This is a genomic window from Mesorhizobium sp. M7A.F.Ca.CA.001.10.2.1, assembly GCF_003998575.1.
Lineage (GTDB): Bacteria > Pseudomonadota > Alphaproteobacteria > Rhizobiales > Rhizobiaceae > Mesorhizobium.
Genome location: NZ_RZQY01000187.1, coordinates 1 through 9536, shown reverse-complemented (window position 1 = coordinate 9536; position 9536 = coordinate 1). Strand labels below are relative to the sequence as shown.

At 58.9% G+C, this 9536-nt stretch carries 12 protein-coding genes and 1 pseudogene; 8 read left to right on the top strand and 5 right to left on the bottom strand.

The features are described from left to right. Window positions 1-246, bottom strand: a 246-nt coding sequence (locus tag EN964_RS14365; protein WP_164775820.1) for an amino acid synthesis family protein, incomplete at its 3' end; no start/stop codon positions are given. 133 nt (window positions 247-379) lie between these two features. Between EN964_RS14365 and EN964_RS14360 the strand changes: the two genes are divergently transcribed. From EN964_RS14360 to EN964_RS14345, 3 genes are all read left to right on the top strand, one after another. Continuing rightward, complete coding sequence (locus EN964_RS14360; protein ID WP_127268588.1) at window positions 380-1057, top strand: GntR family transcriptional regulator; 678 nt, start codon at window positions 380-382, stop codon at window positions 1055-1057. Between the two features lie 1049 nt (window positions 1058-2106). After that, a complete protein-coding gene (locus tag EN964_RS14350; protein WP_127268586.1) occupies window positions 2107-2316 on the top strand; it encodes a hypothetical protein in 210 nt (69 codons plus the stop codon). Between the two features lie 239 nt (window positions 2317-2555). Further along, window positions 2556-2873, top strand: coding sequence for a hypothetical protein (locus EN964_RS14345; RefSeq protein ID WP_164748840.1), 318 nt, complete (start codon window positions 2556-2558; stop codon window positions 2871-2873). Between the two features lie 426 nt (window positions 2874-3299). On the opposite strand, the gene EN964_RS14335 is transcribed toward EN964_RS14345, so the two are convergent. The 3 genes from EN964_RS14335 to EN964_RS14325 form a co-directional block, all read right to left on the bottom strand. Next, complete coding sequence (locus EN964_RS14335; protein WP_127266855.1) at window positions 3300-3671, bottom strand: nuclear transport factor 2 family protein; 372 nt, start codon at window positions 3669-3671, stop codon at window positions 3300-3302. A gap of 106 nt (window positions 3672-3777) precedes the next feature. Further along, a complete protein-coding gene (locus EN964_RS14330; RefSeq protein ID WP_127266854.1) occupies window positions 3778-4392 on the bottom strand; it encodes a bifunctional 2-polyprenyl-6-hydroxyphenol methylase/3-demethylubiquinol 3-O-methyltransferase UbiG in 615 nt (204 codons plus the stop codon). Window positions 4393-4573: 181 nt separating this feature from the next. Next, on the bottom strand, window positions 4574-4888 hold the full coding sequence (locus EN964_RS14325; RefSeq protein ID WP_127266853.1) for a glycine zipper 2TM domain-containing protein: 315 nt from the start codon (window positions 4886-4888) through the stop codon (window positions 4574-4576). A 270-nt stretch (window positions 4889-5158) separates the two neighbouring features. Here EN964_RS14325 and EN964_RS14320 point away from each other — a divergent pair, with 270 nt between their 5' ends. Genes EN964_RS14320 through EN964_RS14310 form a run of 3 tightly spaced genes read left to right on the top strand, consistent with a single transcriptional unit; the run spans window position 5159 to window position 8510 of the window. After that, window positions 5159-6724 carry a recombinase family protein gene (locus EN964_RS14320; protein ID WP_236383537.1) on the top strand — a complete coding sequence of 522 codons (1566 nt, stop codon included), beginning with the start codon at window positions 5159-5161 and terminating at the stop codon, window positions 6722-6724. Continuing rightward, window positions 6724-7611: a plasmid partitioning protein RepB C-terminal domain-containing protein gene (locus EN964_RS14315; RefSeq protein WP_127266852.1), complete on the top strand. Its 888-nt coding sequence runs from the start codon at window positions 6724-6726 to the stop codon at window positions 7609-7611. The genes EN964_RS14320 and EN964_RS14315 overlap by 1 nt, the downstream gene beginning before the upstream one ends. After that, window positions 7608-8510, top strand: coding sequence for a plasmid partitioning protein RepB C-terminal domain-containing protein (locus EN964_RS14310; RefSeq protein ID WP_127266851.1), 903 nt, complete (start codon window positions 7608-7610; stop codon window positions 8508-8510). The genes EN964_RS14315 and EN964_RS14310 overlap by 4 nt, the downstream gene beginning before the upstream one ends. Before the next feature lie 365 nt (window positions 8511-8875). On the opposite strand, the gene EN964_RS37685 is transcribed toward EN964_RS14310, so the two are convergent. Further along, a complete protein-coding gene (locus EN964_RS37685) occupies window positions 8876-9031 on the bottom strand; it encodes a hypothetical protein (RefSeq protein WP_164748839.1) in 156 nt (51 codons plus the stop codon). Between the two features lie 42 nt (window positions 9032-9073). On the opposite strand from EN964_RS37685, the gene EN964_RS14300 reads away from it, so the two are divergent. After that, window positions 9074-9298, top strand: coding sequence for a hypothetical protein (locus EN964_RS14300; protein ID WP_127266850.1), 225 nt, complete (start codon window positions 9074-9076; stop codon window positions 9296-9298). A gap of 142 nt (window positions 9299-9440) precedes the next feature. Beyond that, window positions 9441-9536 (top strand): annotated as a pseudogene (locus tag EN964_RS39235) (glycosyl hydrolase 108 family protein); the annotation flags it as partial.

Genomic DNA, 9536 nt, shown 5'->3' with positions numbered 1-9536 from the left:
GCCATAGCCCTCGATAGCCTCGCCGGAACCGGCGGCGGCAACGATCTCATGGGTCAGGATCTCTCCCAGCACCGGCGCACAGGCTCGGATTTGGGGCGACAGATCGTCGGTGAAGCCGCGACCGGCCCAGGGATTGGTCAGCACCGCTGCGACGCCGATAAGGCGCAGCGGCCGGGGGGCGGCCTTGCCGCCTTCGATCAGCGTGTTCTCGGTATAGGTAACGATCTTACGAATGGCGGGCTGCATGGAATTCCTTGGGTAGGTGGTGCCTCGGGACATCCAATCCCGCTATCATCTTATGGTATACCATGCTATGGAGCGCCAAGTACCTTGTCAACCGGGCATCGAATCTGTTTTCGTAGCGGCGCAGGAGGCATGCATGCCAGACGACACGCTTCGCATCGACCGCAGCTCCAAGACCTTGAGGACGCTGGCGCTGGAGCGCATGCGCGAAGCGATCATGGATTTCCATTTCCAGCCTGGCGAAAGGCTTGTCGAACGGCCGCTTTGCGACCAGCTCGGCGTCAGCCGTTCCGTCGTGCGTGAGGTACTGCGGCAGCTGGAGGCAGAGGGGCTCGTGCAGATGATCCCTGGGCATGGGCCGGCCGTCGCCAGGCCGGACCTCGGCCGTACCGACGAGATCTACGAGCTTCGGGCTCTGCTTGAAGGCATCGCGGCCCGAGCCTGTGCCCTGTCGGCCACCGGCGAGCAGTTGGCAACGCTCGAAGGGGCGCTGGCGGATTTGTTCGATGCGTGGGCGTCGGCGACGCCGCCTGCGGTGATGCGGGCGACGACCAAATTCTACGAGGCACTGTTCGAGGCCGCCGACAAGCGTGTCGCCTGGGAAATCGTCTCCGGGCTGAATGTCCGCATCAACCAGCTTCGTTCGATGACAATCGTCTCGACCAACCGCCGCGAAGCGGCGATCGCCGAGATGAACGAGATAATGGATGCGATCCGCGCACACAAGCCGGAAGCGGCGGAAGCAGCAGCGCGGCGGCATGTCGAGTCCGCCTGGAAGATCGCCCGGAACACACTACGCGTCGATTGTCCTTAGTCTCACCACCAAATTCCAACAGAGCCGATCGCCCACGAATCGGGCTGCGTGCGGAAGCTTTACCTCACCTTAAGAATGCCGCAGCAACACCCTGCTCTATCCAGAGGGTGCCTCTGGGGCTCGTCGCGTGGAGCGAGCGGTTTTCTTCGCTACTTCGATTCTCAGGAAGCTAATCACGCGGCCTCTCTTGTGTCATCGTAGCTGACAGCAGCCTTCTCGAAAGCCAGATCACTCCGTCGAGCCCAGTTCCTCTCAGCATCGAGCAGCTCATTCTCCCCACTCAAGCCGTTCATGAACAGCCTGAGTACGTGCGCAGCCGTGCGCTCTCCCGCCCGCGAAGCAACAGGTACGCCGCGCTCTTTGCAGACCGTCTCACAAACACGGGCAAGCATCACAATGTCGCTCGGTTCTAAAAATCGACCTGGATACAACATACCGTCCTCTGTTGGAAAGCTACGTGAGCCTTTGATTACGCCAGGTCACCGGCAGCAACAATCAACTATGATAGCCTCCACCTCGACTGGGTCAGAAAATTTGAGTGGCCCTTCAGACGGTCGGGCATTGCGCACTCCGGATCGGAAGGTGCACGTCGATTTGCCGCGCGCGGAACTTACCAGACTCAAAGGACTGACCCTGGCGCCGCGGCATGCCCGTCGAGGTGTTCTTCTCGACCAGCAGCCGGCTGCGGCCTCGCCGCGTTCTTAACCTGATCTACGAATCGAGCAGCCGTTGCCGCCACATGCGCGCGGCAACCGTGCTTGCTCGGCCCACAGGTGATGCTGCCGTTGACGCAGACGCGGACGAGCAGCCCGACCTCATGTGCTCGACACAGGATTTGCTAAGCGCGGGGGGCCTTTTACCCGGGGCATGTCCAAAATAGAAGTCCTCTCCGACTCAGGTCGTCCTTGACATTTTGTTCCCTTTTTGTTCACTATGGCCATATATTCGGAGTCATTGCGAATGGACACATCATGACACTCTGCCTCGCCAAAGGAGCGACTTGATGCTGCTCACTGCATCACCCGTATGCAGCGCAAGGAGGAACCGCGATGGGAACGATGTACCCGGAGGCCGATGCCAAAGCCGAACTGCACTATGAAGCCGTGAAGCTTATCGCTCGCTACGATAGCCCGCTTGAGACCGTGAAGGCGTTAATGACCTACAACTGCGAACTAGAGACTCAGATACTCGCCATAGCCCACAGGCATCCGGGGATAGTCTCCATTGGCTATGATGATACGGGCCCTGTCGTGGGATGACTGGCGTGAACGTCGCAAACTGATCCAGCCCCGCCGCCCTACGGCGACGATAGTGGGATGAATGGAACGAGACATCTGAGGAAGCTTGTGCTGACACACTCGCGGCGCTCCGCACGGCAGGGCCAGGCCGGAGGGCGAAGTTGCCCAATACTGATCGGGTGCGACTTGGTATGACGATCCCTCGCGCGACCCGTCGGCTGGTTGAATTGTCCTCGGCGTGAGAGGAGAGCTTTTTAGCCATGCATGACCTTATCGCTTTCATTCAAAGCAACTCTTCGCTGGTGGCGGCTAACCCGCTGGCCTTTGCTACGTCTGCCGCGTTGTTCGGCGGCGGCGGATTTGCCGTGGGGCGCTATTTTCTTGCGGAGCGCATTGCCAATCTGGAAAGCCGGATTGCGCGGCGCGACGAGGAGATCACGGACCTGAAGGCCAAGCAGAAAGCACCGGAGCCGGAAGGCCCTGTGCCTCTATTCGAGATGACGGAGATTCTTCCCCCTGCGCCGCTCAACTTCAACCGGCTGTTGGTCCAGCGGAAAGACACCCTCCAGGTCAAATAGTTTACTCTCCCAACACAAAGCACCAGGCTGATCGTGGTCACGGCCTTCGACGGTCATGAGACCGGCGACCTGCAAACCGGCATGGCAGCCGACTGGGCAGAGCGATACGCACTGCGAGGAGACTGGCGGCAAGCATGCTGGCGTCATTGCGTGGTCGCGCGAGGGTAACCCTTCGGTGGGTGAGTATGGCGAGCCGACAACTCTGTTTGTAGGTGGCGACGTGCCGGACATGGAATAGCGTTCGCTTGGCCTGGGAGACCAAACAGGCATGACGACATGGGTTCATCTTGGCAGCTACTTTGAATGCGTTTCGGGATTTTCGGGGTTGGCATTTCGTCGGCGAGTGCAGCGATGCAAACGCGCATCGCGTAATCCACCTGCTTTGGAATGCGGGACAACGAAAAGATCAGACAAGAGTGCCAACCCCTACTCCACGATCTTCCAGTATGAGTCCTTGCGGATCACCTTTCCGTCACGAAATGTGTAGAAATCGCAACCTCGAACTTCCTTTCTTACGCCCTCGCGGGTGGTGCCGGTGAGGGTCCATTTCGACATGCCGGTGTTGGCAGCCTCGTCCGCAAAGTGCTGCCCATTGCCATAATGCACATCGGGCAAACCCTCAAATCGTCTCGCAAGCGCGTCTCGTACGCTGCGCTTGCCCTCGAAGCGCGTTCCCCAAGGCTCGGCTCCCCTTGGCATCTCCAGAACGCAGTCGTCGGCAAAGAACGCCATGATGCGACCGAGGTCGTGCGCGTTGAAGGCCTCGCACAGCTCCGTCAATGTGGTTCGAATGTCCATTCGCGAACGCCTCCTCGAAGTCGAAGTAGGTCACTGGCGGCGGATCCGGTCAAGTGTCCAGCGAGACTCCCTGGCCGTCACCACGATGGAGCGGGACTTCCGCCACTCACGCCTTCTTCGCAAACGCCCAGACCATCAGCGGGTATTCCTCGTCATTGCTCAGATCCCGCCACAGGCCGTAGGCGCGGACGGGGCCGCCGATATGGGCCCTGGCGCAGGCCTTGTTGCCCCAGCCGTGGACCTTGACGTTGGCTTCCGCGAAGCCGCCCTCGACCATCAGCTGCTTGAGGCCGGCCGGGGTCCATCGGTTGTAGTCGTGCGGCCTGGCGTGGACGCGAAACAGGAAAGGTGTTGCCACCATCGCCCAGCCGCCGGGCCGGGTCATGGCGTGGATGTTTTGCACTGCCGCGTGCGGCCGCCGCACATGTTCCAGCACCTGGTCGGCGATGACGATCGAATATTGCTCGTCGGTGCGATCCCTGCAGATGTCGAAGGCGGGGAAATCGACCGAGCGGTAATTGGGGCACATTGCCCGCCAATAGCGGTTCCAGCCGGGCGAGATCTCGATCACGTCGGCGGCCTTGCGGTTGCCGGCTTCGAGAAAGAGCGTGAACGCCTCGATCTGGCGGATACGCAGCCAGTTGCGCGAATCATAGCCAAGCAGCCGCTTGGCTGCCTGTTTGCCACGATTCTTCAGGGTGCCGGCAAGGCTCTCAGTCATAACGACCTCCAGAAACCCGCCGTCCTTGCTGGTAGCACTATGTTATGGGCAAAAGATGACAACGTAGCGCCGCCGCCGGCGGCGCGATCAGAAAAAATGTACGAGCAGGGCCACCGCCCCACAGTAGAGCTTCTGTTCCCATTGCCCACTTAGGATAAGGGATGGGCAGACTACCCTCTGCTTAATAATCGCCGTTGTAGTACCTGTCGTCGCACGGCGCCGTGTAGATGCGGCCGCGGCGGTCCTGGTAGCGGCACATCTGTTCGCCGCGCCGTTGCGGCGTAGTGGCCGAGCCGACGACGGCGCCGAGCAGGGCGCCGCCGGCGGCGCCGATGAGCGTGCTTTCGGTGTTGCCACCGATGGCCTGACCGACAAGGGCGCCGCCGGCGCCGCCGATCAGAGCGCCAGTTCCGGCCCGCTGCTGGCCTTCGGTCTGCGCGCACCCTGCCAGTGCTGCGGTCATCAGCACGGCGGCTATGACTTTGTGAAAGTTCATGTGAAGTCTCCCTTGAAGGCCTGAAATCCCTATGGTTCGTCCCGTGCGGCCGCAATGCGGCGGAACGGGGGCACGAGCCCTCACGATAAAAGACATGGTTTCTCGGGTGTTGATAGAAGCCCTGCCTGCTATTTTCCGAGCTTCTCGTTTTTATGGCGACAAGTCTCATTCGATACAAAGTGTCGATCAATGTGTAACGGGATTGAAGCCTCATACCGCTAGCGTTGCCGGTTCAAGCGGACGTTCAATCTGCCTTGTAGGCGTTGAAGGATGGAACAGGCGCACACAGTCCGTCGACCTGCTGTAGACGCACAGCGCGTGCGCGCAGCTCAATACGTGCGAATGTCCACTGACCACCAGAGCTACTCGATCGACAATCAGAAGGATGCAATCCGTGAATTCGCGGATGCGATGAACTACGACATTGTGGCCACATACGAGGACCCCGGTCGCAGCGGCTTGAACCTTGAAGGTCGCGCCGGCCTGCAAAGGCTGTTGGCGGATGTCGAAACGAAGAACGCGGATTTCGAAATCGTCATCGTCTACGACGTGAGTCGCTGGGGGCGATTCCCGAACCCCGATGAGAGTGCGTCGTACGAGTATCGGTGTCGCGTTGCCGGCGTGCGAATTGAATATTGTGGCGAACAGTTTACCAACGATGGCAGCATCGGATCAGACCTGCTCAAGGCGATAAAGCGCACGATGGCGGCCGAGCACAGTCGGGTGTTGTCGGTCAAGGTGTTTGCCGGCCAGTGCAGGCTCATTCAAATGGGATACCGGCAGGGAGGGTCGTCCGGCCTGGGCCTGAGGCGCCGGCTCATCGACCAGCATGGGCGCACAAAGACCATGCTCGCTCTCAAAGAGTACAAGAGCCTCCAGACGGATCGGGTCATCCTCGTGCCTGGACCACCTGATGAAATCGCGACGGTGCGCTGGATCTATGATGAATACGTGATGGCTGGTCGGACCGAGCTGCAGATTGCGCGGTCGTTGAATGCCAAGGGAGTGGTCACCGATCTCAATCGATCGTGGAAACGCGAATCCATTCATCAAATACTCAGCAACGAAAAATACGTGGGCAACAACGTCTGGAATCGGCAGTCTTTCAAACTCAAGCAAAGGAAGGTGACCAACGATACGACCCGATTGGTCCGCGCCGACGGCGCCTTTGAACCCATTGTGGACCGCAAGCTTTTCGACCGGGCTCAAGCCATAGCCGACGCCCGCTCATCTAAGATGAGCAACGATCAGATGTTGGTTGTGCTCGCCCAACTTCTGAAGAGGCGCGGTACCCTTTCAGGCCCGATGATTGACGCGGCGGCTGACTGTCCGCCGAGCAGCCGCTACAGGAAAAAATTCGGCAGTCTGCTGCGAGCCTACAAGCTCGTTGGATACGATCCGTCTCAGAACTATCGGTTTCTTGATATCAGAAGGCGGCTTCGTGAGGTCTTCGAAGAAGTCGTCCAAACGACAATAGCGACCATCGAGCGGGCGGGCGGATCTGCGGTGCGTCAGAGTGCTCTCGGCGTGCTTCGCGTCAACGATGAATTCACCGTAGCCATTGCGATGGGTCGCTGTCGGGCCACGCCATATGGCTATCCTCATTGGGTGGCCTCTGCGGAACGGGGTACCGCTGCGGACGTGAAAGTGGCCATCCGCATGAGCCCGGATAACCAGACGATCCTCGACTATCTGATAGCGCCAGCAAATGAGATTGGCGGGAAGCCCTTAAACTGCGCCTTGAACAAAAGGCTGGAATTCAACACTTTCTTCTACAAATCGCTGGATCCGCTGTTCGCCTTGGCCGAACGCGACGCCATCTCGGCCGCTCGCTGATGGTCACCGCCAACAGACCAATCTCGCTCCTGCGCCTGGACGCGATCAAGATCACCAACCCGCGTGCGCGAGGCAAAAAGTCCTTCCAGGACATTGTCGACAGCATCAAGAGCGTCGGCCTGAAGCGTCCCATCACGGTGACCACGAGGAATGTCGACGAAAGCGCTTTCACGCACGACCTGGTGTGCGGCCAGGGGCGGATCGAGGCCTTCAGGTTGCTTGGCCAGACCGAGATTCCCGCGTTTGTGATAGAGGCAACCAAGGCCGAGGCGCTGGTCAAAGGCTTGGTGGAAAATTGTGCTCGCCGGTATCATACCGCTTATGACCTGCTTCGCGACATCGGTCGGCTGAAAGAAAGCGGCTATTCCGACGTCGACATTGCAGCAAAGATCGGTCTTTCGACCGAATATGTCAGAGGGGTTGCACGCCTCCTGTCGCAAGGCGAACAGCGCCTTCTGCGGGCGGTCGACTCCGGCCAGATCCCGCTGTCGGTAGCAGTCGATATTTCCACCGCCGACGAGCCAGGGATTCAGGCCGTTCTTCAGCTTGCCTATCAAGAGAACCAACTGCGCGGTCATAAGCTTGTGATAGCGCGACGCCTGATTGAGAACCGCCGCAGGCGGGGGAAAGGCCTGGGAACGTTCCTGCCAGATCGCAGGAAGAATCCTTCAGCATCAGCGTTGATCAAGGCGTTCAAAGCGGACACGGACAGGAAACGCATTCTGGTCCGCAAAGCGGATGCAACGCGAAACCGCCTGCTGTTTGTCACCCACGCCTTGCGGCAACTCATGGCAGAAGAGGCATTCCAGGATCTTCTTGCGGCGGAAGGACTGAACACCCTCCCACGAAACCTGGCGGCCCGGATCAGCAGAGTTGAGCCCGCATGACCGCAAAGCGTCCTACCGTTCCAGACATAAAATTCGCTTTTGAGCGCGCTACTATTTGCCTTCGTCTTGAAGACATCCAGCCGCTTCACCTGTTCACCGAAAGCGCCAGGGAAACTCCGAAATATCAACAGGTCAGGTCGTCCGTTCGCGAGATCGGGCTTGTGGAATTGCCCGTGGTTGCAAAGGACAAGGACACGCCGGGAAAGTACCTCTTGGTCGACGGCCACATGCGCATCGAGATATTGCGGGAGATGGGCGACACTGAGGTTGATTGTTTGGTCGCCAACGATGACGAGGCATTCACCTACAACAAACGGGTAAGCCGGCTGGCGACGATCCAGGAACACTTCATGATCCTGAAGGCCATCGACAGCGGCGTCCCGGAAGAGACCATCGCGAGAACCCTCAATGTCAACATCGGCCAAATCAGGCTTAAAAAACATCTGCTGAAAGGGATATGCCCGGAAGCGATCGACATGCTCAAGGACCGCTTCGTTCCGACCAACACGTTCATCGAACTGCGAAAGCTGGCAGCCGTGCGCCAGATCGAGGCGGCGCAACTGATGATCGCCATGAACAAGTTCTCGATCAACTACGCAAAATCCCTGGTCGGCGCGACCCCGCCCTCCCAGCTTGCCGATACGTCGCAGCCGAAAAAGCTAGCCGGACTGAGCGATGCGCAGATCGCATTGATGGAAAACGAATCAACCAAACTCGATAAGGAATACCAGCTTGTCGAGGAGAGCTATGGATCCGACCACCTGGATCTGGTGGTGGCCAGGGGGTATCTCTGCCGGTTGCTGGAGAACGCCCGTGTCGTTCGATATCTCGCGCAGAGTTTCCCGGAGATTCTTTCCGAATTTCAGAAAATGACCACTTCTGCCCAAATGCCTGTCTAATTTCTGCGAAGAGGCACTACCACTGACAACGTCAGCAATCCGCCCGACCTGGGGATGATGCCTTGCCGCTTGTTTTCCAAAAGGGTCGTGGTAAGGGCCTCGGCTCGGGGCGCACGCCCTGATGACCGGGCGTGCCATTCGACGGCAACTACTTGCAGCCCGTGTGGCCATCTCAATCGAGGATGCCCGGCCTTTCTCAGATTCGCCAGGAGTCTGCAGGGGCATCATTGTAGCTGATAGATGACTGCTCGGCCGTCGAGGGTCGCGACTTTGCCGATGCTCGTCCGCAGTGTTTCGTCCCGCACCCGCTGAACTATCTCGGATAGCTGGGCACGATTGGACCAGCCTGTGCTGATACTAGAGGTCTAATTGTATCCGAGCAGGTGACGCAATCCGACAATCGGCAGATAGACGGTCCAAATCATGCCGATGGCGGCGGCAACTCCAAGGCCAATCGCGGGAGCCCAAGCCTTCCATTGCATCTGGAGCCGCGCTGCTAATTCGGTCAAACTCCCTTCCATGGACGAATTCTCCCCAAATTTGATTCGAGAGGCGAAAGTACCATGAACGCCAAGACTGCCGCGCTTGCAATCGCCGCAACCGTTTGCATCGCTGGTTTCGCCTATTCCAGCGGTCATAAGGCCGGTCGTGTTTCTCAACTGAAGGACACCGTCACGGCCTACAACCGCCGCATGGGGATCGATGACAACGCAAACAGCCTCGGCCGCGTCGATCTCTGCCTGGAGCTTGGTGGCCTACTCGATGAGTGCGAGCGGCTAGACCGCTGATTTGCTCAACCGACTGATTTTTCCGCCCTCCTAACTTCACTGCCAAACTTAACAATTGCCCATCAGGCGGAAGGTACTAGCCATGACAGCCACTTTGCGCGGGCGCTTGCGCGCGTTTGAAATCTGACTCTGGTCAGACAATCCGTCCGATCCGGGCGGCGCGACCATGAAGGGTGTTACGCTGGCGAATTTCCGCCGCTATTTGAAAGCCGATGCCACAAGACGACCTGAAGAAGAT

Excerpts from the sequence above, each read along its gene's own strand:
- EN964_RS14360 (WP_127268588.1), top strand. The coding sequence starts at position 380 with ATGCCAGACGACACGCTTCGCATCGACCGCAGCTCCAAGACCTTGAGG.
- EN964_RS14350 (WP_127268586.1), top strand. The coding sequence starts at position 2,107 with ATGGGAACGATGTACCCGGAGGCCGATGCCAAAGCCGAACTGCACTAT.
- EN964_RS14345 (WP_164748840.1), top strand. The coding sequence starts at position 2,556 with ATGCATGACCTTATCGCTTTCATTCAAAGCAACTCTTCGCTGGTGGCG.
- EN964_RS14335 (WP_127266855.1), bottom strand. The coding sequence starts at position 3,671 with ATGGACATTCGAACCACATTGACGGAGCTGTGCGAGGCCTTCAACGCG.
- EN964_RS14330 (WP_127266854.1), bottom strand. The coding sequence starts at position 4,392 with ATGACTGAGAGCCTTGCCGGCACCCTGAAGAATCGTGGCAAACAGGCA.
- EN964_RS14325 (WP_127266853.1), bottom strand. The coding sequence starts at position 4,888 with ATGAACTTTCACAAAGTCATAGCCGCCGTGCTGATGACCGCAGCACTG.
- EN964_RS14320 (WP_236383537.1), top strand. The coding sequence starts at position 5,159 with ATGGAACAGGCGCACACAGTCCGTCGACCTGCTGTAGACGCACAGCGC.
- EN964_RS14315 (WP_127266852.1), top strand. The coding sequence starts at position 6,724 with ATGGTCACCGCCAACAGACCAATCTCGCTCCTGCGCCTGGACGCGATC.
- EN964_RS14310 (WP_127266851.1), top strand. The coding sequence starts at position 7,608 with ATGACCGCAAAGCGTCCTACCGTTCCAGACATAAAATTCGCTTTTGAG.
- EN964_RS37685 (WP_164748839.1), bottom strand. The coding sequence starts at position 9,031 with ATGGAAGGGAGTTTGACCGAATTAGCAGCGCGGCTCCAGATGCAATGG.
- EN964_RS14300 (WP_127266850.1), top strand. The coding sequence starts at position 9,074 with ATGAACGCCAAGACTGCCGCGCTTGCAATCGCCGCAACCGTTTGCATC.